Source organism: Sphingomonas sp. PSPC2-2 (assembly GCF_049897725.1).
GTDB lineage: Bacteria > Pseudomonadota > Alphaproteobacteria > Sphingomonadales > Sphingomonadaceae > Sphingomonas.
The window spans coordinates 847,222-868,028 of sequence record NZ_JAFCWU010000001.1 but is presented as its reverse complement, the minus strand read 5'-3'; the positions used below and the strand labels follow the sequence as shown (position 1 = coordinate 868,028).

General features: G+C 64.4%; 23 protein-coding genes. 11 read left to right on the top strand and 12 right to left on the bottom strand.

Annotation, left to right across the window (positions count from 1 at the left end):
* Positions 1–11: 11 nt before the first annotated feature.
* The 3 genes from ACP7BY_RS04190 to ACP7BY_RS04180 form a co-directional block, all read right to left on the bottom strand.
* Positions 12–371 (bottom strand): BTAD domain-containing putative transcriptional regulator, encoded by a 360-nt coding sequence (locus ACP7BY_RS04190; RefSeq protein WP_033965595.1) that lies wholly within the window; start codon positions 369–371, stop codon positions 12–14.
* 154 nt (positions 372–525) lie between these two features.
* The gene (locus ACP7BY_RS04185; RefSeq protein ID WP_033965594.1) at positions 526–945 is read right to left on the bottom strand and encodes an SgcJ/EcaC family oxidoreductase; all 420 of its coding nucleotides are present in this window, start codon (positions 943–945) and stop codon (positions 526–528) included.
* 134 nt (positions 946–1,079) lie between these two features.
* A complete protein-coding gene (locus ACP7BY_RS04180; RefSeq protein WP_137902992.1) occupies positions 1,080–1,652 on the bottom strand; it encodes an NADPH-dependent FMN reductase in 573 nt (190 codons plus the stop codon).
* A 37-nt stretch (positions 1,653–1,689) separates the two neighbouring features.
* On the opposite strand from ACP7BY_RS04180, the gene ACP7BY_RS04175 reads away from it, so the two are divergent.
* Positions 1,690–2,166, top strand: coding sequence for a MarR family winged helix-turn-helix transcriptional regulator (locus tag ACP7BY_RS04175; protein WP_209515369.1), 477 nt, complete (start codon positions 1,690–1,692; stop codon positions 2,164–2,166).
* Here ACP7BY_RS04175 and ACP7BY_RS04170 read toward each other — a convergent pair.
* From ACP7BY_RS04170 to ACP7BY_RS04160, 3 genes are all read right to left on the bottom strand, one after another.
* Positions 2,163–3,536, bottom strand: a complete 1,374-nt coding sequence (locus ACP7BY_RS04170; protein ID WP_033965593.1) for a glutamate--cysteine ligase — start codon at positions 3,534–3,536, stop codon at positions 2,163–2,165. The genes ACP7BY_RS04175 and ACP7BY_RS04170 overlap by 4 nt on opposite strands.
* 63 nt (positions 3,537–3,599) lie before the next feature.
* Positions 3,600–4,340 (bottom strand): 16S rRNA (uracil(1498)-N(3))-methyltransferase, encoded by a 741-nt coding sequence (locus ACP7BY_RS04165; RefSeq protein WP_033965591.1) that lies wholly within the window; start codon positions 4,338–4,340, stop codon positions 3,600–3,602.
* Positions 4,341–4,387: 47 nt separating this feature from the next.
* The gene (locus tag ACP7BY_RS04160) at positions 4,388–4,546 is read right to left on the bottom strand and encodes a hypothetical protein (RefSeq protein ID WP_033965590.1); all 159 of its coding nucleotides are present in this window, start codon (positions 4,544–4,546) and stop codon (positions 4,388–4,390) included.
* Positions 4,547–4,674: 128 nt separating this feature from the next.
* Between ACP7BY_RS04160 and ubiA the strand changes: the two genes are divergently transcribed.
* The 3 genes from ubiA to ACP7BY_RS04145 are packed head-to-tail and all read left to right on the top strand — an operon-like array spanning position 4,675 to position 7,775.
* The gene (ubiA, locus tag ACP7BY_RS04155; RefSeq protein ID WP_137902803.1) at positions 4,675–5,592 is read left to right on the top strand and encodes a 4-hydroxybenzoate octaprenyltransferase; all 918 of its coding nucleotides are present in this window, start codon (positions 4,675–4,677) and stop codon (positions 5,590–5,592) included.
* Between the two features lie 52 nt (positions 5,593–5,644).
* Positions 5,645–7,003, top strand: coding sequence for a TldD/PmbA family protein (locus tag ACP7BY_RS04150; protein ID WP_137902802.1), 1,359 nt, complete (start codon positions 5,645–5,647; stop codon positions 7,001–7,003).
* On the top strand, positions 6,996–7,775 hold the full coding sequence (locus ACP7BY_RS04145) for a 3'(2'),5'-bisphosphate nucleotidase CysQ (RefSeq protein WP_033965589.1): 780 nt from the start codon (positions 6,996–6,998) through the stop codon (positions 7,773–7,775). Before ACP7BY_RS04150 ends, ACP7BY_RS04145 begins: the two co-directional genes overlap by 8 nt.
* A 161-nt stretch (positions 7,776–7,936) precedes the next feature.
* Here ACP7BY_RS04145 and ACP7BY_RS04140 read toward each other — a convergent pair whose 3' ends face one another.
* Together ACP7BY_RS04140 and ACP7BY_RS04135 are read right to left on the bottom strand one after the other, a co-directional pair.
* A complete protein-coding gene (locus ACP7BY_RS04140) occupies positions 7,937–8,629 on the bottom strand; it encodes a hypothetical protein (protein ID WP_033965588.1) in 693 nt (230 codons plus the stop codon).
* A 6-nt stretch (positions 8,630–8,635) separates the two neighbouring features.
* Positions 8,636–9,835, bottom strand: coding sequence for a toxic anion resistance protein (locus tag ACP7BY_RS04135; protein ID WP_126847826.1), 1,200 nt, complete (start codon positions 9,833–9,835; stop codon positions 8,636–8,638).
* Positions 9,836–10,007: 172 nt separating this feature from the next.
* Between ACP7BY_RS04135 and ACP7BY_RS04130 the strand changes: the two genes are divergently transcribed.
* The 4 genes from ACP7BY_RS04130 (at position 10,008) to ACP7BY_RS04115 (ending at position 15,779) form a co-directional block, all read left to right on the top strand.
* Positions 10,008–12,377: a TonB-dependent receptor gene (locus ACP7BY_RS04130; protein WP_033965587.1), complete on the top strand. Its 2,370-nt coding sequence runs from the start codon at positions 10,008–10,010 to the stop codon at positions 12,375–12,377.
* Positions 12,378–12,504: 127 nt separating this feature from the next.
* Positions 12,505–14,346, top strand: coding sequence for a translational GTPase TypA (typA, locus tag ACP7BY_RS04125; protein WP_033965586.1), 1,842 nt, complete (start codon positions 12,505–12,507; stop codon positions 14,344–14,346).
* Positions 14,347–14,654: 308 nt separating this feature from the next.
* On the top strand, positions 14,655–14,930 hold the full coding sequence (locus tag ACP7BY_RS04120) for a hypothetical protein (protein WP_033965584.1): 276 nt from the start codon (positions 14,655–14,657) through the stop codon (positions 14,928–14,930).
* A gap of 201 nt (positions 14,931–15,131) precedes the next feature.
* Positions 15,132–15,779: an outer membrane protein gene (locus ACP7BY_RS04115; protein WP_033965583.1), complete on the top strand. Its 648-nt coding sequence runs from the start codon at positions 15,132–15,134 to the stop codon at positions 15,777–15,779.
* 228 nt (positions 15,780–16,007) lie between these two features.
* Here the strand turns inward: ACP7BY_RS04115 and ACP7BY_RS04110 are convergent, their stop codons facing one another.
* Together ACP7BY_RS04110 and ACP7BY_RS04105 are read right to left on the bottom strand one after the other, a co-directional pair.
* A complete protein-coding gene (locus tag ACP7BY_RS04110) occupies positions 16,008–16,676 on the bottom strand; it encodes a peptidylprolyl isomerase (protein WP_126847832.1) in 669 nt (222 codons plus the stop codon).
* Positions 16,677–16,683: 7 nt separating this feature from the next.
* Complete coding sequence (locus tag ACP7BY_RS04105; protein WP_126847834.1) at positions 16,684–17,085, bottom strand: EVE domain-containing protein; 402 nt, start codon at positions 17,083–17,085, stop codon at positions 16,684–16,686.
* 142 nt (positions 17,086–17,227) lie between these two features.
* Between ACP7BY_RS04105 and ACP7BY_RS04100 the strand changes: the two genes are divergently transcribed.
* Both ACP7BY_RS04100 and ACP7BY_RS04095 read left to right on the top strand, forming a co-directional pair.
* Entirely contained in the window at positions 17,228–17,626 is a 399-nt protein-coding gene (locus tag ACP7BY_RS04100) for a hypothetical protein (RefSeq protein ID WP_033965581.1), read from the top strand.
* Between the two features lie 93 nt (positions 17,627–17,719).
* A complete protein-coding gene (locus ACP7BY_RS04095) occupies positions 17,720–17,989 on the top strand; it encodes a DUF3297 family protein (protein WP_033965580.1) in 270 nt (89 codons plus the stop codon).
* Positions 17,990–18,106: 117 nt separating this feature from the next.
* Here the strand turns inward: ACP7BY_RS04095 and ACP7BY_RS04090 are convergent, their stop codons facing one another.
* Positions 18,107–18,907 carry a LytR/AlgR family response regulator transcription factor gene (locus ACP7BY_RS04090; protein ID WP_010404257.1) on the bottom strand — a complete coding sequence of 267 codons (801 nt, stop codon included), beginning with the start codon at positions 18,905–18,907 and terminating at the stop codon, positions 18,107–18,109.
* Complete coding sequence (locus tag ACP7BY_RS04085) at positions 18,904–20,028, bottom strand: sensor histidine kinase (RefSeq protein WP_033965578.1); 1,125 nt, start codon at positions 20,026–20,028, stop codon at positions 18,904–18,906. The genes ACP7BY_RS04090 and ACP7BY_RS04085 overlap by 4 nt, the downstream gene beginning before the upstream one ends.
* A gap of 120 nt (positions 20,029–20,148) precedes the next feature.
* On the opposite strand from ACP7BY_RS04085, the gene ACP7BY_RS04080 reads away from it, so the two are divergent.
* On the top strand, positions 20,149–20,745 hold the full coding sequence (locus ACP7BY_RS04080; protein ID WP_033965577.1) for an HD domain-containing protein: 597 nt from the start codon (positions 20,149–20,151) through the stop codon (positions 20,743–20,745).
* The last annotated feature ends 62 nt before the right edge of the window (positions 20,746–20,807 follow it).

The window sequence follows — 20,807 nt, the reverse complement described above, 5'->3', positions numbered from 1 at the left end:
TGTTCAGGCTATCAGCGGGAAGAGAGCTGCACCGGGCGCGCGGCCGCGCGGGCAAGCACGCTGTCGGCAATCTGATGCGACCAGATCGCGTCGCCCGTCGGCGTTTCCAGCATTTCATTGTCAAGCGCGCGGGCGCGACGGAAGGCGACCAGTGCTTCAGCCGTGCGTCCACTGCGCAAATACGCGGCGGCCAGTTCGATATGGCGTCCGCCATCATCCGGGTTGAGCCGAACCCGTGTCTCCAGCGCCGAGATGGCATCTGCATTTTGGGCAGCAGTCTGCGTTGACGGTGTCGCTGCCGTGGGGTTCGCCACTGCCGGTGCCGACAGCGGCGCCAGGACAAGCAAGCTCAAAGCGATCATTTTGGTCATGGGATTCATCCTCTCACCGAGTCATTCGGTTACAGAATGATGACACTTATGAGGCACTTTTGTGAAGTGGTATTTTTGGATGAGAAAAAGGCCCGGCTTTTCCCGCCGGAAAGCCGGGCTAAACCATTCAAAAAGCACAATACGCCTCGGAAAGTCAGTCCGCGCGCAAAGTCTCCTTGCCGGTCGTCGGATCGGCGAGGGTGACATTTTCGGCTGCCTGGATGCGCCAGTCGCCATCGCGGCGCGTGGCGATCGCGAGGATCAGCGTGTCGGCGACATGGGGGCCAGCAGGATGCGCGGCCCCAGCGGTGAGCCGAGTCCAGAAATGCAGGATGGCCGCGTCCTCCCCGACCCAATCCACATCCGCCGGATCAACCCGTAATACCGAGTCGCTGTAAATCGTCTCATGGATGAAGCGGTGTCCGGCGACGATTTGGTCGATCCCGCGCCAATACATCGCATAGCGGTTCACGAAGGTGGCATCCGCATGGAAGAGCGCGCCAAACGCGACCATGTCATGCGCGTTCCAGGCCGCTTCAAAGTGCTCGGTAATCCGTTCCGGATGATCGACCATGTTCGTTCCCCCAAGGTGTAACACCAAGGACGATCATACCGCGTTGATGTGACATTTTGACAGAAATAATCATCGTTGCGTGAGGCTATTCCATCACGGTGACTAACGCCGGTCGTTCCTCTTTATGCGGTCGTCTACTGGGTGTTCGCAGTGCGCGCGCGGGACAGTTCGGCCAGTGCCGCGCGCACGTCCTCAATATGTCCGGCGAACGCCTCCGCAGGGTCGATCTCGCCCGAATTGGCCTCGATCTGCGTCCGTGACAGGCGCAGCGCGGGCCGCGCAGCGATCGGCCGCATCCCGATCCCTTCGCACACCTCCTGCAACTGCGCCGCAGCCTTGCCCCCGCCATGCCCGCCATAAGATACGATCATGACCGGCTTGTCGGCCCATTCGCGGTAGAGGTGGTCGATCGCGTTTTTTAGAGCTGCCGGATAACCCCAATTATATTGCGGTGTGACGAAGATAAACGCAGCCGCGCTGGCGATCTTCCGGCTCCATTCGAGGGTCAATGCCGAGGCGTAGCTGGCGCGCTGCGGCATTTCCGCCTCATCATCCATCGGCAACGGCCAATCGCGCAAATCGACGACTTCGAAGGTGTCGTCGTTTTGCGACCGGCCCAGCGTGGCGATCCATTGCGCAATCTGCGGGGAGATCCGGCGGGGTCTTACACTGCCGGCGATGACGAGCGTGGGGGATGCGTGTATCATGCAGCCTTTATGCCACTTTGGAGGCTTGAGGTAAAGAGTGTATAATACAGCTAGTATCGATACCGTCGCTCGCGCGCTCGTTGATCTGCTGGGGTTTTTCAGCAGCCCGCAGCGCGTGGACCTGTTGCTGAAAGAGGCGGGTGTGGTGCTCGACCGCGCGCTGGTGCCGCTGTTGGTGGGGATCGCCACGCGGGGCACGCTGAGCGTGGCGGCGCTGGCCGATCAGGTGGGGCGGGACTCGACGACGGTTAGCCGCCAGATTGCGAAGCTCGAACAATTGGGCCTTATCGCCAAGATTCCCGGCGAAACGGACCGGCGAATCCGGATGGTCACGCTCGCTCCCGCGGGCGAGGCGCTGGCGCGCTCGGTTGCGGCGGCGCGGCAGCGCTTGCTGGCGCGCGCGCTCGCCGCCTGGAGTGAGGATGATTTGGCCGACCTTGGCCGCTTGAATGCGAAGTTCGTGGAGTCGCTTGCCCACGCCGCGCAGGCAGGAAGCGAAGCAGAGCGCGGCTAGAACCGCAGCTCGTCATACACTTTCGACACGTCGCCGTTCCACACGCCGTGATATTTCTCCAGCAGCAATTCGGCGGGCACCTTGCCGCTGCGCACGATCTCGCGCAGCGGATCGAGGAACCCGGTTTCGTTGCTGCCGCTCGAATCGATGCGGCCCCGCGCGGTGAGGCCGGCGCTGGCGATGTCGATCACTTCACCCGCGATCGCGCGCAAGGTGCGCCCGCCTGCGATCGGTGCGTCGAGCCCGAGCTTGGGCACTGCATCGCGCAGCGCCTGGCGTTCCTCGATCGTCCAGTGCTTGACCACATCCCACGCCGCATCGAGCGCACCCTGATCGTAGAGCAGGCCGACCCACAGAGCAGGCAGTGCGCAAATCCGCCCCCACGGGCCGCCATCGGCCCCGCGCATTTCGAGAAAGGTCTTCAGCCGCACTTCGGGGAAGGCGGTGGAGAGGTGGTCATTCCAGTCGTCGAGCGTCGGCTTCTCGCCGGGCAGGACCGACAATTCGCCCTTCAGGAAATCGCGGAAGGACAGGCCCGCAGCATCGAGATAGCGACCGTCGCGATAGACGAAGTACATCGGCACATCGAGCGCGTATTCGGTGTAGCGATCATATCCAAAACCGTCCTCGAACACGAACGGCAACATGCCGGTGCGCGCGGGATCGGTGTCGGACCAGATGTGGCTGCGGTACGACAGCATCCCGTTGGGTTTGCCCTCGGTGAAGGGCGAATTGGCGAACAAGGCGGTGGCGAGCGGTTGCAGCGCCAACCCGACGCGGAACTTCTGCACCATGTCGGCTTCGGAACTGTAATCGAGGTTCACCTGGATCGTGCAGGTGCGCAGCATCATGTCGAGGCCCATGCTGCCGACGCGCGGCATGTGGCGCAGCATGATCGCATAGCGGCCCTTGGGCATGATCGGCAGCTCGGCGCGGGTCTTGTCGGGCCACATGCCGAGGCCGAGGAAACCGATGCCGAATTTGTCGCCGATCGTCTTGATCTGCTGCAGATGCCGCCCGGTCTCGGCGCAGGTCTGGTGCAGATTTTCGAGCGGGGCACCCGACAGTTCGAACTGGCCGGCCGGTTCGAGGCTGATCGATCCGTCGGTGCCGTTCAGCGCGATGACGTTGCCGCCTTCCAGCACGGGTTCCCAACCGAATGCGGTCAACGCGTCCAGCAAATCCCGAATGCCGCCCTTTTCGGTGTAGCTCGGCGCGTGATGATCGCTATCGGCATAGACGAACTTCTCATGCTCGGTGCCAATCCGCCAGCGATCGGGAGCCTTCTCGCCCCGCGCGAAGCTGGCGACGAGCTGGTCGCGCGATTCGATCACGGGAGAGCTCTTTTTGGTTTCGGGGCGCGTGGTCATGATCGCGCCTTAGCGCCGCCTGAGGCCGCCCGCCAGCGCGTTTCGTTTAGCTACCGATGCGCCTCACCAATCGCCGCGCGCGGCCATCCACAGCGCGACCGCCGCCGCCGCTGCCGTGTCCGCGCGCAGAATGCGCGGGCCCAGGCCGATGGCGACAGCACTTGGCACGGCTCGGATCGCGGCGCGTTCGTCATCGTCGAAGCCGCCTTCAGGACCGATCAGGATCGCTGCCGCACCACTTGCCGCGCGCATTGCTGCCAAAGCGGGCGCACCGCCAGTTTCGTCGGCGAAGAACAGCGCGCGGTCTGCGGGCCAGTCGCGCAGCAGGGCGGACAGCTTCACTGGCTCGGTCAGTTCGGGCACCGCCGTGCGACCGCATTGTTCGGCCGCCTCGATCATATGCGCGCGCAGCCGCTCGCCATTCAATCGGTCGACGATCGTGCGGCGGGTCAGCACCGGCACGAGGCGCGCGACGCCAAGCTCGCACGCTTTCTCGGCGACCCAGTCGATCCGACCTTTCTTGATCGGGGCGGCGCACAGCCACAGGTCGGGCACCGTCTCGGCCTCGCGCAGCTTTTGGGTGACGTCGAGCATGAGGTCGCGCTTGCCGACACTGGCGGCGACGCCCAGCCATTCGCCCGATGTGCCGTCGAACAGCTTGACCGGATCGCCCGCTTTCATCCGCATCACGCTGACCAGATAGTGTGCTTGCGGGCCATCGACGCGTAGCGGGCCGAGGCCGAGCGGTGTCTCGACGAACAGCCGCGGGGTCGATTGCGGGGGCCAGGCGGGGGTGGCGGGCATCGCTGCGCCTTAGAGCAGGGGCGTGGGGCCTGGCAAATCGGCGGCGTTCACTTGCGTCCCTGCCACAGCGCCCGCAGCGCCACGGCGAACAGGGCAAGTCCGACCACCCCCAGCAGCGCCCATCCCGCCATTACGCCGACGCCGCGCGCCACCGCCCACAGCAACGCCTCGAAGAACCGCCCGATCGCGACGGAGAGATGGATCACGCTGCCCGCCTTTGGAAAACTGCGCCCTTATTCGGGTCTTGGCACCGCTATCGGCGCGGAGCGTGGCGAAGTCGAGGCTATGCGCGCCGGGGCTGTTGCGCGGCCGCTGGCTGGTGCATGGAGCGCGCATGACTGCTGCCGATCTTACCCCCGATACCGAACATCGCGGCCTTGTCGGCCTGTTGCCCGCTGCGGTGCGCCCGTTTGCGCTGCTGGCGCGATTCGATCGACCGATCGGGTGGTGGCTATTGTTCTGGCCGGGGGCGTGGGGCGTCGCGCTGGCAGGCGGGGCGGTGTCGCGCTGGGATTTGATCCTGTGGCTGCTGCTCGGCAGCATCGCCATGCGCGGCGCGGGCTGCGTGTATAACGACATTGTCGACCGCGATCTCGACCGGCAAGTGGCGCGCACTGCCGCACGACCTTTGGCGAGCGGGGCGGTCTCGTTGAAGGCGGCATGGGTGTGGCTGGCGGTGCTGTGCCTGCTCGGGTTGCTCGTGCTGCTGCAACTCACCCTGTATGCGGGCGTGGTCGCGCTGCTGAGCCTTGCCCCGGTCGCTGCCTATCCCTTCATGAAGCGCATTACCTGGTGGCCGCAAGTGTGGTTGGGCCTCGTCTTTTCCTGGGCGGCATTGGTCGGGTGGAGCGACATCATGGGCGCGCTCACCGCGCCCGGCCTGCTGCTCTATGCCGGGTCGATTTGCTGGGTGGTCGGCTATGACACGATCTACGCGCTGCAGGACCGTGAGGATGATGCGCTGATCGGGGTGCGCTCCTCGGCGCTGCGGATGGGCGCGCGGGTGCGGTTGGGCGTCGGCCTGTTCTATCTGGCGGCGCTGGTGCTGTGGGCGGGGGCGATCTGGGTGTTGCGGCCCGATTGGCTGGCGCTGGTCGCATTGCTGCCGGTGGCGGGGCATTTCGCCTGGCAAGTCGCGACCCTGTCGCCGGATGATGGTGCGGGGGCGCTGCACCGCTTCCGCTCCAACCGCTTTGCCGGGTTGCTGATGTTTCTCGCCTGTGTGGTGGTGGGCACGCCCTGGCCCTATTGATCGAGGTCGCGCGTGGTTGCGCGGGCGTGTTGCCGCTCCTAAGTCCAAAGGCATGTTGACACCAGACCAAGGGCGCGATCGCGCCGCCGCTATCGTCTCCCGCGCGCGCGCTGCCGGGGCCGATGCCGCCGATGCGGTGTATGCCGCCGACACCGCGCTCGACATTTCGGTGCGGCTGGGCGCGCTGGAGGATGTCGGCCGTTCGGAAAGCGCCGAGCTTGGCCTGCGCGTGTTCGTCGGCAAGCGTTCGGCGAGCGTGTCCACCTCCGATCTGTCGGACGGTGCCCTTGCCGCTTTGGTCGACCGCGCGATCGCGATGGCGCGCGAGGCACCCGAGGATGCCTGGGCCGGTCTCGCCCCGGCCGAGCGGCTGATGCACGGCACCCCCCCGTTGCTCGATATCGACGATTTGGCGCAGGGTGGCAGCGAGCCCAGCCCCGAGGGGCTGCGCGATGCGGCGCTGGCCGCAGAAGATGCCGCGCGGGCAGTGGCGGGCGTCACCAATAGCGAGGGCGGCTCTGCCAGCGCCTCGCGCTCGATCTGGGCGCTCGCCACCAGCCACGGCTTTGCCGCCGCTTATGCCGCGACCGGTTATGGCCTGTCGGCCAGCGTACTGGCGGGCGAGGGCGGGGCGATGGTGCGCGACTATGCCTATAGCTCGGCGCGCCACTTGCGCGCGCTGGAAGCGCCCGAGGTGATCGGCACGCGCGCGGGCGAGCGCGCGGTCGCCCGCGTCAATCCCGGACGGCTTGCCAGCGGGCCGATGACGGTGGTGTTCGATCCGCGTGTGGGCTCCAGCCTGCTCGGGCATCTGACCGGGGCGATTTCGGGGCAGGCGATTACGCGCAAGACCAGCTTCCTGCTGGAGGCGCTCGGCACGCAGGTGTTTGCGAGCGGCGTGACCGTGCTCGACGATCCGCACCGCCCGCATGGCCTGCGCTCGCGCCCGTTCGATGGCGAGGGGCTGCCGGTGTCGCCGACCGCGATCATTGAGGCGGGGATGCTTGAACGCTGGCTGCTCGACAGCGCATCTGCGCGGCAATTGGGGCTCGAGCCGACCGGCCATGCCGCGCGCGGCGTGAGCGGCGCGCCCGGGGTTTCGACCAGCAATTTGCATATGGCGGCGGGACATGTCCCGCCGGAAACCTTGATCGCCGACATCACCGACGGCGTGTTCGTCACCGAGCTGATCGGCATGGGCGTTAACGGCGTTACCGGTGATTACAGCCGAGGGGCAGCGGGATTCCGGATCGAGCGGGGGGAGATTACCGGGCCGGTTGCCGAGTTCACCATTGCCGGCAATTTGAAGGATATGTTCCTTAACCTGACGCCCGCGAACGACCTGGAATTCCGCTATGGTACCAATGTGCCGACGCTCAGGATCGAGGGGATGACGGTGGCGAGTGGCTGATGCGGGCCTGGCCGACGCAGTGGCAGCGATCGCCGAGGAGGCGGGGGCGCTGGCGCTGCGGCATTGGCGCACCGATTTTCACCGCTGGGAGAAGGGGCCGAACGACCCGGTCAGCCAGGTCGATCTCGACGTCAACGCATTGCTCCACGCGCGGTTGTCCGCGTTGTTGCCCGACGCCGGATGGCTGTCCGAGGAAACCGCCGACAATGCCGACCGTCTCGCCTGCGGGCGGGTGTGGGTGGTCGATCCGATCGATGGCACTCGGGACTTTATTCGTGGGCGGGACGGCTGGGCGGTGTCGGTGGCGCTGGTCGAGCACGGCCGGGTGACGATCGGCATTTTGGATGCGCCTGCCCGCAATGACGTGTGGCAGGCGGTCTTGGGGCACGGGGCGACGCGCAATGGCGCTGCGATCCATGTCGGCGACCGGCGCGTGTTCAGCGGATCGCGCGTGCCAAGCGATGGCCTGCCCAAGGCCGACCGCGATCTGGTCGCGGTGGCGAAGCCCAATTCGATCGCGTTGCGCATCGCGATGGTGGCAGCGGATGAGGCCGATCTCGTGGCGACACTGCGCTGGGGCTATGAATGGGACGTCGCCGCCGCCGCGCTGATCGCGGCGGAAGCGGGGGCAACGGTTACCGATGCCTTTGGCGCGCCGCTTGCCTTCAACACGCCGCGCGCGCAAGCGTTCGGCGTGCTGGCGACCGCGCCCGGCATCCATGCGGCGGCGGTCGAACGCCTGAGCGAACGCGCGCGGACGCTATCGGTCTGAGCAGGCAAGAAGGGGCAACCATAGCAAAGACGGCGTTTGTCCGACCGCGCGGGGTCGTCCTTCAGCAATCCACGCCTTCCCGGGCTAAAGCAGGATGACCTTGTCTTAACCCGCTCGAAACGAACGGATGGGGAGACGATCCGACCAAGGGCCGTTGTGCGCTAAACCTCATCCCGATACTTGATCTCCAGAAACCGGCCACGCGTTTCGAGCGAGTCGAGGTCCCCCTGCGCGATCTGGGCCGACATATCGCCGATCTCGTCGTCGATGAGCTTCAGCGCGTCCGCCAGTTGCGCATCGGGGCTCTTGCCGTTCCGCGCGACGCCGCGCAGGGGCGGGGGGACCTTGGCATAGCCTTTGAGCAGTTCGGGCAATTGCTCGCCGATCAGCTTGCGCACTTCGGCGGCGACGGGTTCGCGTTCGTCGAGCGTGGCGAGTTGCGGCGACAGCGTTTCCAGCTTCACGCCGATGCCGTCGACCAATGTCTGCGCCGGCGCGGGCAGCAGCTTGCGCTGGGTATCGAGCCATTGCTCGGTCATCAGCGGCAGCGCTTTCAGCGGGACTTGCGTCAGTTGCTCGGCGCGCACCGCAGGGGTCAGCGTTGCGAACAACAGGAACAGCGTCACCGCCACCAGCAACGCGCCGACCAGCAGCGCGCCACCCATGCCGAGCGGCACGAACCAGCCGATCGCGATCGCCGCGACGACGATCGCGAGGTCGGCGCTTGCCGCCAGCGTGAGGCGTCGGGCGATGGCGGTGCCTTGCCGCCGCCGCTTGACCAGCGCCTCGCGACCGGCGCGGGTGCGCTCGAGCAATTCGCCGGCGCGTGCGATCTGGCGATCGACATCGGTCACCGCGCGCTACTCCGCTTCCAGCTTGAAGCTGGCGTCGGGGCCGGACAGGCGGTTCTGCGCGGCACCCTCGGCGCGGGCGATATAGCCCTTCGACTTTTCGACTTCGTTGGACAGCGTGCCGACCGTCGCCTTCATCGAATCGAGCGCTTTCAGCTTGAAGCTGTCGATCGCGTCCATCGTGTCATAGATGTTCTGGAAGGCGCGCTGCAGCGTTTCGACCGGGATGGTCGAGGCGGCGGCCTGTTCGTGGATGGTCGCGGTCTGCGACTTCAGCAGCTTGCCCGTCGCATCAATGATGTTCGCGGTGGTCGTGTTGAGCGCGGTGATCTGATCGAGCACCAGTTTCTGGTTGGCCAGCGCCTGCGCCACCGTAACCGCGGTGCGCAAGGCGGAAACGGTGGTGGTGGAGGCGCGATCGACCCCCTTCACCAGCTCGACATTGTTCTTCTTGACCAGATCGAGCGCAAGATAGCCCTGCACCGTCACCGCCATTTGCGTCAGCAGGTCCTGCGTGCGCTGGCGGACATAGAAGAGCGCGCTTTCGCGGATCGCCTTGGCCTTGGCCGGGTCGCTATGGTCGAGATCGTTGGCTTTCTCTTCCAGCCGCGCATCCATTTCCTTGGACAGCACGATCATCTGTTCGAGCCGCCCCATTGCAGTCCACAGATTGGCGCGCTCGGTGTCGATCGCGGCATTGTCCATCAACAGCTCGTCCTTGCCGCGCGCGAGCGTCTTGAGGATCGCCGAAATGTGCGATTGCGAGGAACGATATTTGTCGAAATAGGTGTTGATACCGCCGCCAAAGACCTTGCTCAGCAGGCCGCGGCCCGAAATGAGCTTGCCGTTGACCGACGGATCGAGCTTTTCGATCGTACGGCGCAGTTCGGTAAGGTCGGCACCGATCCCGGTCTCGCCGTCCATCGCCTTGACCGGGCGATCAAGAAAGCGGTTCGACTGATCGGCGGCGGCGCGGATTTCCTTCTGGCCCATCGCCGAGATGGCATCGACGCGCTTGCCGAATTCGGGAGAGTTCACATCCTGCGCGACGAGATCGTCGACGAAATCGGCGACCTTGGCTTGCAGCTTGGTGCGCACGCCGTCTTCGACCGGGACGAGACCCACCGCCTTTTCGGGCGCGAGCGCGGGCACCGGGTCAGGTGGGGTCAGCACCAGGGGGGTCGTTTCGCTATCGGCAGCGGTCGCCATGTCGTCACTCCAGCCGGGGATGCCCCTAAATGAAGCGGAATGCTGCGGGGTTCAAGTGTATCGTTTTTATAATACACCAATTGTCACGCAATCGTCACGATAAAGACCCGAATCCGACGCGAGGTGCCGATACCGCACCGCAACAAAGTGTGTAAAACAAAAGGGGTTATCGATGCGTCGTTCCTTCTCGCTCGCGTTTGCGGGCGTTCTCCTCGGTTGTTCGTCAACGGCGGCGCTCGCCCAGTCGGCTACCGCTGCGGAGACGCCCGATGCGCAAGGCGGTGACATCATCGTCACCGCGCAGAAGCGCGAGCAGAAGCTCCAGGACGTGCCGATTACGGTGACGGCAGTGACCGGTGCCAAGATGCAGGAGCTTGGTGTCAATTCGCTCGCCGAAGTCGCGATGTATATCCCGGGCCTGCGTATCCAGGAGCAGAGCGACAATAACCCCGGCTTCGTGATCCGCGGCATCACCTCGGACAGCGGCTCGGCGCAGCAGGGCGCGCGCGTTTCGCTTTATTACAATGGCGTCGATATTTCGCGCACGCGTGGCGCGTATCAGGATCTGTTCGATCTGGAGCGGATCGAAGTCGTGAAGGGGCCGCAGGCAACGCTGTTCGGCACCGCCTCGGCAGTTGGCGCGGTGAACATCATCTCGGCCCGGCCAAGGGCTGGAACCTCGGCCGGGATCATTGCGTCCTACGGCAATTACAATCGCGGCCAGGTCTCGGGCTTCGTCAATGTCGGCAATGACACGCTCGCGGCGCGTCTCGCCTTCGCCTACAAATATCATGACGGCTTTGTCCGCAACATCGCCGGTGACCCCAATGTGCCCAACCAGAATCAGGGCAAGACCAAGCAAGACGATCTCAATGGTCAGGATCAGCGCGGCATTCGCGGTTCGGTGCGCTGGGCACCGACCGATGCGCTTACCGCCACTTTGGTGCTGACCTATGACGGCCAGCGCAACCCCGGCACGGCGTTCCGTTCGCGCGCGCAAGCGCCGACCGGCGGCAATGGCGGCGACTATAGCTACGCCGAACTGTCGGGTTCGCCTTATAGTGCGCAAGTGCTGGGGGGCGCCAAGCTCGGCCTGAAGCGTGACGTCTATGACGCCAACTTCACGCTGACGGCGGAACTGGCCCCAGGTGTCAGCTTCACCACCGTCAACGGCTATCGCAAGTTCAACAGCAACGAAGTGTTCGACGCCGATGGCGGCCCGGCCTGGTATCTGGAGTTTGCCGAGGATGCGCGCGGCGACCAATATAGCCATGAAGGCCGCTTCAACTTCACCGGCGACACCTACCGCGCGTCGTTCGGCTGGAACGCGTTCTTCGAAAACAATCTGCAGCGCGTGCCCTTCTCGACCGAAGAGGGCACCTATCTGACCTGCGCCGGTGCCTTGCCCGCCGGGACGCGCGCCGCCTTGCTCGCGGCTGGCATCCCGAGCGGCCCGGGTTGCGTCCTGCCGAATGGCACCGTTGCCGCGGCGGGGGCGACCGCGCTGTTGACGCGCGGCTCGGCGACCGCAATTCCGTATTCCTCGGTCTTCACCAACTACGGCACCAACGACACCTATTCGGTCTTCGCCGACGGCACCTGGCTGCCGACCCCGCGGCTCGAACTCACCGCCGGTGCGCGCATCCTGATCGAGAAGCGCAAGTCGGGCTACAGCTCGGTGCAGCCCAATTCGGTGCTTGCCGGCGTGCCGTTGTTGCCCACGGTCAGCACGGGCGGCGTCAAGTTCACTGCGCAGCGCAGTTTCTCGGCGATCCTGCCGCGCTTCAACGCGCTGTATCGTTTGACCGATGGCATCAACCTTTATGCCACGATCAGCAAAGGCCGCCGCTCGCCGGTGGTGCAATTGTCCGCGGCGACTTCGGGTGGCGTGGCGGTGCCGAGCCTGCAAGTGGTGCCCGACGAAGTCGTGTGGAATTACGAAGCCGGTATCAAGGCCAAGATCGGCGCGTTCAGCGGATCGCTCGGCGTCTTCTACCAGGATTATAACGGCTTCCAGGTGACCGTTACCGACGGCGCGGGCAAGACCACCACGCAAAGCGCGGGCAAGGCGCGCAACCCCGGCGTCGAGCTGGAGGGCAATTGGCGGGTCAATTCGCTGCTGCAGCTGTTCGGCAACTTTGCCTATGTCGATGGCAAGATCGCCAATAACCCGGCCTATGGCGTCTATTCGGGTGCGCAGTTCCGCCTGCAGCCGAAATATAGCGCTTCGGGCGGCGCGACCTTGCGCGTTCCGGCCGGAAGCATGACCTTCTACGCCACGCCCTCGGCCACCTATCAGAGCAAGGAATATTTCGAGCTGCCCAATTCTGAGGCGATCAGCCAGGGCGGCTATGCACTGGTCAACGTCCGGGCGGGCGTCGAGCTGGCGGGCGGGCGTTATCAAATCGGCGGTTTCGCCCGCAATGCGCTCGACCGTAAATATCTGATCGACGCGGGCAACACCGGTGGCGGTTTCGGTATTCCGACCTATATCCGTGGCGAACCGCGCGTTTACGGCGTCGAAGTCAGCGGCAAGTTCTGATCGCCGCACTTCGTTCAGCCTTGATCGAAACGGGCCGGGCAGCACAGTGTGTTGCCCGGCCTTGTTGCACCGCACCGTTTCGGCTAGGGGCACGCGATCCTTTTCCCGATTTTGTAACGAGACAGACATGAGCCTCCGCAACGTGGCCATCATCGCACACGTCGATCATGGTAAGACAACTCTGGTCGATCAGCTCTTCCGCCAGTCCGGCACCTTCCGCGACAACCAGCGCATCGAAGAGCGCGCGATGGATTCGAACGACCTCGAAAAAGAGCGCGGCATCACCATTCTCGCCAAGCCGACTTCGGTCGACTGGACTCCGCCGGGCGAAACCGAGAGCGTGCGCATCAACATCGTCGATACCCCCGGCCACGCCGATTTCGGCGGCGAAGTGGAGCGCATCCTGTCGATGGTCGACGGTGTCGTCCTGCTGGTCGATTCGTCGGAAGGCGCGATGCCGCAGACCAAGTTCGTCACCGGCAAGGCGCTGGCGCTGGGCCTGAAGCCGATCGTCGTGGTCAACAAGGTCGATCGCAACGACGCGCGCATCCAGGAAGTGCTGGACGAAGTGTTCGACCTGTTCGTGTCGTTGGACGCGAATGACGAGCAGCTCGATTTCCCCGTGCTCTACGCCTCGGGCCGCAACGGCTATGCCTCGACCGACATGGACGCGCGCGAAGGCACGCTGATCCCGATGTTCGAGACGATCATCAGCCACGTTCCGCCACCCGCCGTGGAAGTGGCAGGCGTGCCGTTCACCTTCCTCGTCACGCTGCTCGACCGCGATCCATTCCTCGGCCGTATCCTGACCGGCCGCGTCAATTCGGGCACGGTCAAGGTCAACCAGCCGATCCACGCGCTCGACAATGATGGCAAGATCATCGAGACCGGTCGCGCCTCCAAGATCATGTCGTTCCGCGGGCTCGACCGCGTGCCGGTCGACGAAGCCAAGGCAGGCGACATCATCAGCCTCGCCGGTCTGACCGTCGCGACCGTCGCCAACACCATCGCCGACATCACCGTGACCGAGCCGCTGCACGCACAGCCGATCGATCCGCCCACGCTGTCGATGCGCTTTGCCGTCAACGATTCGCCGATGGCGGGGCGTGAGGGCACCAAGGTGACCAGCCGCATGATCCGCGACCGTTTGTTCCGCGAAGCCGAATCGAACGTTGCCGTGAAGGTGGTGGAAGCCGCCGACAAGGACAGCTTCGAAGTCGCCGGTCGCGGCGAGCTTCAGCTTGGCGTGCTGATCGAGACGATGCGCCGCGAGGGTTTCGAACTGGGCATTTCGCGTCCGCGCGTGCTGTTCCAGGAAGATGAGGACGGCAAGAAGACCGAGCCATATGAAACGGTCATCATCGATGTGGACGAGGAATATTCGGGCACCGTCGTCGAGAAGATGAACCTGCGCAAAGCCGAGCTGACCGACATGCGTCCGTCAACCGGCGGCAAGACGCGCATCACCTTCTCCGCGCCGTCGCGCGGGATGATCGGCTATCACGGCGAGTTCCTGTCGGACACGCGCGGCACCGGCATCATGAACCGCCTGTTCGAGCGTTACGGCCCGCACAAGGGCAATATCGAAGGCCGCAAGAACGGCGTGCTGATCTCGAACGGGGCGGGCGAAGCGAATAGCTATGCGCTAGGGCCGCTCGAAGAGCGCGGCATCCTGTTCGTCGGGCACGGCGAGGCGCTGTACGAGGGCATGATCGTCGGCGAGAACGCCAAGCCGGACGATCTCGAAGTCAACCCGATGAAGACCAAGGCGCTGACCAACTTCCGCGCTTCGGGCGGCAAGGACGATGCGATCCGCCTCACTCCGCCGAAGAAGATGACGCTGGAACAGGCGATTGCGTACATCGACGATGACGAAATGGTTGAAGTGACGCCCAAGTCGATCCGCCTGCGCAAGCGCTACCTCGACCCGAACGAGCGCAAGCGCGCGGCGCGGGCGAAGCAGTCGTAAGCGACGCGAGAGCGTGGTAACACCGGGGCCGGGCGCGACAGCGTCCGGCCTTTTTGTTTGGGGGTATGGCGGGACAGGGCTGACGCGCTGCGCTGCTTTTGGCGCTCAGTGGAAGAAATCGCCGGCGACGGAGCGGCGATGGGGCGATGCCCTAATCGGTGCCCACGCGGCACCCAATAAGTAACTTCCGCAGCTTTCGCTTGCTCCGCCGCAGGGCGCATAGCGCGCGCGGGGGCGCGTCGCCGTCGCGCTGCACTCGCGATGGCGACGGTTCCCGTTGCCAGCGCACGAACACCACAGGAGCACCTATGTCCACCGATCCGAAATCCACCGATTTGTCGCGTCGTCGGCTCTTGTCGCTTGCGGCGGCCGGGGGCGGTGCGTTGCTGGTGGGCGCTGTCGCCGCCGCACCTGCTGCCGCCGCGACCAAGCTGCCGCAAACGGCTGTCCATTATCAGCCCCAACCCAAGGGGAAGGCGCGGTGCGACACCTGCCTCCAGTGGCAAGCCCCCAAGGCGTGCAAGCTGGTTGCGGGCGATATCGCGCCATCGGGCTGGTGCTCGCTTTACGCGCACAAGGCCTGAACGCAGCGAGTGCGGCACGGCTGCCAGACCCCCCGTTTCGTTCATCCTGCAGCAAGAAACTGTTGCAGATATGTGACGAAACGGGCCGTCAGGACTTTATCCTTGCTGCAGTGCAACTTAGCGTGATGACCCTTGTTGGGTCGGCTGCGGGACACCGACGCGATCGTCGGCACCCCTAACAGTCGAACAAAGGTCATTATTATGCGTACTTTCAAACTCGCCGCCGTCGCCTTGGCGGCTTTCGCCAGCGTCCCGGCTTTCGCGCAGGACGCCGCACCGGCCGCACCGGCAGACACCACGCCGACCGCACCCGACGGCTCGCGCGCGTTTGGCATCGAGCCTTACATCGGCGTGATGGGCGGCTGGGAACAGTTCGATAACGAGCGCAACCACGGTATCCCGCAGGCGCTGAACGCCGATGGCTCGCTGCGCAACAACTACCGTCTCGCAGGCGCGTTGGTACAGGGCGTGGCCGGCATCAACGTGCCGCTGGGGCCGGTGTTCGTCGGTGCGGAAGGCAATCTTGCCAAAGGCGTCTCTGGCAACATCAACTGGGAATATGGCGCAGCCGGTCGTTTCGGCGTGCGCGCCGGTGACAGCGGCATGTTCTACGGCAAGGTCGGCTATCAGTGGGTCGAGTTCGATCATTATTCGACCTACTCGACCGGCAATACCAGCAAGAAGCAGTATGGCGACATCACCTACGGGATCGGCACCGAGTTCGGCCCGAAGGACATCGGCCTGAAGGGCATCACCGGCAATGCCGGCGTCCGCATCCGTGCCGAAGTGAACACTTATGGTGATTTCCACAGCTTCCGCCCGATGATGGGCCTGATCACGCACTTCTAAGCCTTACGGCTTAGCGTGTCGGAAGGGGCGGGGGATGGCGACATTCCCCGCCCTTTTTGCGTGCGGGGGCGCTAGGGGCGCTTCCTCTTAAAGAGGACCATCCCAATTCCGTTCGGGCTGAGCCTGTCGAAGCCCCGCCCCCGGCCCTATGCGAGCCCTTCTCTTGCGGAGAGGGCCCTTCGACAGGCTCAAGGCGAACGGAGGTGGATTCTCCCTCAAAATTAGACTCTAGCGCTTCACGCCTTTGAGCATTTGCCACACCTTGGGCGCACCGGTCGGTTTCGCCACGCCGTCGAGCCGTTCGGCGCGCAGGATCGGGATCGGCTTGACCATCAACTGGCCCTTGAACGCTCCCTCGCCGCCCGGAGAGGTCGGCTCGGCGAGCATCCGCTTGACCACGTCCATGCCTGCAACCACGCGCCCGAAGGCGGCATAGCCGACAAAGCCCGGTCGCGCGTCGAGCGAGGGGTTGGGGCCGACCATGATCGAGAAGTTCCCCGTCGCCGAATCGGTGCGGTCATAGCGCGCCATCGACAGCACGCCGTCGAGATGCTTGATCCCGGTCTGGCTGGTCGGCTCGAGCGGCACCAGACCGAGCATGCGGTGCGCATCGGTGCCGATGCCGCCTTGCACGAAACCCGTTTTGGGCGCGGTCTTGCGGCGTGTCGCGCGGTAGAAGCTGGTGCCTTCGAACCGGCCATCGTCGACATAGGCGAGGAAATTGGCGACCGTCGCCGGGGCATGGCGCGCATCGAGCGCGATCACGATCGGCCCCGCGCCTGTCACCAGCCGCACGCGCACGATTGCGGGTTCGCGGGAAGGGGGCGGGGCAGGGGGTGCCTTGGCAGCGGTGACGAGCGCGAGCGCCCCGATCAACAGCAACGCGCGAACCCGCATCAAACCCTTACCCTTCACCCAGCGCCAGCAATGTCGTCCATTCGGCGTCGCGCACGGGCGATACCGAAAGCCGCGACTGGCGCAGCATCGCCAGATCGGCAAGCCCCGGCGTTGCCTTGATCGTCGCCAGCGGGACGGGCCGTGGCAAAGCGGCGAGCGGTTTGACCGCGACGGACACCCAGCGCGGATCGTCGCCATCGGGCCGGGCGGTGCGCGCGATCTCGACCGTTCCGACAATCTCCTTGGGACCGCCGCTATGGTAGAAAAAGGCCCGGTCGCCGACCTGCATCGCCTTCAGATGCAAGGCGGCGGCGGCGTTGCGCACGCCGGTCCATTCGGTGCTGCCCTCGGCCAGCAGATCATCCCAACTGTAGCTGTCGGGTTCGGATTTGAGCAGCCAATAGGCCATCGCGACTTTCCTTCGCTGAACACCGGTTAAACACACCATTCCGCCCGCATTCAGGGCGACTCGCATATTGGTTGCAACAAGCTAGTCCGCCAATGCGTTATAGGGAGATGCATGCAGGGCTGCTGGAGTGAGGAGATTCGAGATGAACAGCCTGTTGAAGAAGATCGGTCTGGCAGCGGCGCTCGGCGCGACGGCTCTGACGGCGGCGGCTCCGGCGGAGGCGCAGCGCTGGGGTGGCGGATGGGGCCATCGCTATTATGGCCATAATGACGGCACCGGCACCGCCATCGTCGCGGGTATCGCTGGGCTTGCAGTGGGTGCCGCGCTCGCGTCGAACCGCAATGATCGCTACCGCGACGACTATTACCGCGAGCGCGGCTACGATCGTTATTATGACGACCGGTATTACCGCAGCCACGGTTACTACCCCAATGACGGCTATTACGCCTATCGCGCGCGTGCGGGCTATGACCGCTGCTGGATCGAGCGGCGCTACGATCGCTATTATGACGATTGGGTCCGCGTCCGCGTCTGCGATTGATCGCGGAGCGATCGGCAACACGGCGCGGGGCTTCGGCTCCGCGCCGTTTTCGTATCTGGCGTACGCGCCCATTTTGCGCCATGAGCCGCAATCATGACCGAGACCGATCTCCCCCCCGACCGCCTGTCTTCCAACCCGCGCAGCCCGCATTATGACGAAGCGGCGCTGTCGCGCGGCATCGGCATTCGCTTCAAAGGCGCACAGCGCCATGACGTGGAGGAATATAGCCGCTCCGAAGGCTGGATTCGCGTTGCCCTGGGCAAGAAGGTCGATCGCCATGGACAGCCGCTGACGCTGAAGCTGTCGGGTGAGGTCGAGGCCTGGTTCGAGCGGCCGGCCGAGGGTGCCGAGACCGACGCTTAACGCAAAATAACCGTCATGCCGGGCTTGTCCCGGCATCCACCGTGCCGCGTGTCCTGCGCGCGCGTGTCATTGGCAGGGGTGGACCCCGGGACAAGCCCGGGGTGACGGAGATTGGGTTCAGTGGACGAAGCGCGCCACCACGTCGCGATAGCTGCGCGACACCTTCACCTGCGCGTTCGACTGCAGCACCAGGAAGCATTCGCCATTGGTGTGCGGCTTTACCTCTTTGACCAAATCGAGGTTGACGATGGTCGAGCGGTGGACGCGCTGGAAGCGGCGCGGGTCGAGGCGGCGTTCGAGATCCTTCATCGTCTCGCGCAGCACCAGCGAATTGTCGCCGGTCTTGATGACCATATAGTCACCGGCGGCCTCGATCAGTTCGATCGTGTCGACGTCGACGCGGAAGATCTGCCCGCGATCCTTGATGTTGATGAGCTTTTCGAAGCGGTTGGATGAAACCTGTTCCCCGCCATCGGTGAGCGTCTCGACCGAGTCCGGCGCGATCTCGGCGATCACTTCCTTCAGCCGGTCGACCTCCTCGATTCCGCGCTTTTCGGTCAGGCGCTGGCGCACACGGTCGAGCGTGTCGGCGAGGCGACTCTCTTCGACCGGTTTCATCAGATAATCGACCGCGTCGGTCTCGAACGCCTTTAGCGCATGGTCGGAATAAGCGGTCACGAACACGAATAACGGTGGTTCTACCTCCATCAGCCCCTGGACGACCGAAAAGCCGTCAAAGCCGGGCATTTGAATGTCGAGAAAAACGAGGTCGGGTTTGTTGGTCTTGATCGAGCGGATGGCCTCGCGGCCATTCTGGCAGGTATCGATGATCTCCACATCTTCATGGGCGGCCAGCCGCAGGGCGAGGCCCTGGGTTGCCAGTTTTTCGTCGTCGACGAGGATGGTGCGGATCGTCATGCGGCCTCTTTCTTCGGTTCCTCGAGCTGGAACGGGATTTCGATCTCGACCCCGAAACCGCCCCCCGGGATCGATCGCGTCTCGAATCTATGGTCCGGCCCATAAGCCTGGGCCAGTCTTTCCCTGATATTGGCAAGCCCGACCCCGGTTGAAAGGGTCTGGCTCGCAGAAACGCTCGGCCGTCCCCTGCTTTCGTTCAAGCCGGGGCCGGTGTCGGATACGACGATCTGCACCCTATCCCCGGCGAGCCGCGCCGTTACCGCGATTTCGGCACCGTCTTCCTGCGGCGTCACCGCATATTTGATCGCATTCTCGACCAGTGGCTGCAGCAGCAACGACGGTAGCCGCGCCTTGGCGACCCGCGGATCGAGCTCGAAGGTCGGCCGCAACCGATCCTCGAAGCGCATCTTCTCGATTTCGAGATAGAGCTTCAGCGTTTCGAACTCTTGCACCACCGTCACATTGGCGGTCGGTTCGTTGGCCAACGTATAGCGCAGGAACGAGGATAGTCGCCCGAGCATGGCGTTGGCGCGCTCGGTCTCTTTCAGCAGCACCAGCGTGGAAATGGAGTTGAGCGTGTTGAACAGGAAATGCGGGTTGAGCTGATAGCGCAGCATCGCCAGCTGCGCCGAGGAAGCGGTGTTCTCGAGCGCGGCGAGCTGGTCGATCTGATCCTCGACGATCAGATAGAAATTGATCCCGAAATACAACGCGGTCCACCCGGCGAGCACGGTGAAGTTGAGGAAGATCGTGCCCAATACCAGCCCGAGGTTAAGCCCGGGGTTGCGCGCGTTGATGAAGGAAAACGAAAAGGCGTCGAGCACCGCATAGACCAGAGTCGCAGCGGCGAGTGTCAGCACCGTCAGGATTGCCATCGCAAAGCGCGGCTGGCGACGGTAATAATGATACAGCGTCGAGAGCAGCAAGGTGATGCTGTATCCCACGATCGATTCGATCACGACCGGCACCATGCTGGTCATGTCGCTGGCGTTCGAAATGCTCGAAACGCTGCGCAGGATCAGATAGCCAGTCCACCCCGCCGCCTGCAGCGTCCAGAAGGCGCGGTTCTTGTCCTCGAAGAAGGGCCGCGAAAGGATCGCGGGTTGGGGGGGAAGCGACATGGGGCAGTCTTAGCCCGGCTGGGAGCGATGCGCAAAGTACGCTATCGTCCGCGCCACCGCGATAAGGCGGGCCCTCGCGCTGCATAACAAGCGGAGGAAGACGAGAGGAGAGAGAGCCGCATGAACCATCAGCCCGACCGCGCGCGCTTCAGCGCGATGGAGCATGGCACCCAGGCCGACTGGAAGATCATCTCCGGCCATTTCGCCGATTTCGCCAAGGGCTTGCCTGCGCGGGTGCTGACGCATTTGCAGTTGCTGGACGGCGATTATGGCGGCTTCCCGGTCGATCGGCTCGAACATTCACTGCAAACCGCGACGCGCGCGTACCGCGATGGCCGCGATGAAGCCTATGTGGTGATGGCGCTGTTGCACGACATTGGCGACACGCTGGGGACCTTCAATCATCCCGAGATCGGCGCGGCGATGTTGCGTCCGTTCGTGTCGGACCAACTGCACTGGATCGCCAACACGCACGGCGTGTTCCAGGGCTATTATTTCTTCCATTACATCGGCGGCGACCGCGACATGCGCGAATCGTACCGCAGCCATCCGCATTTCGAGGCGTGCGCAGAGTTTTGCGAGAAATACGATCAGGCTGCCTTCGACCCGAATTACGACAGCGCGCCGCTATCCTTTTTCGAGCCGATGGTGGGCCGGGTGTTCGCGCGGCCGATCACCTCCATCTATGCGAAGGTGGCGGAAGCAGGGGCGAGCTGACGTTCACGCCGGGCGGGCCGCAGAGTTAAAAAAAAAGGCCGCCGTCCCAGGGGACGGCGGCC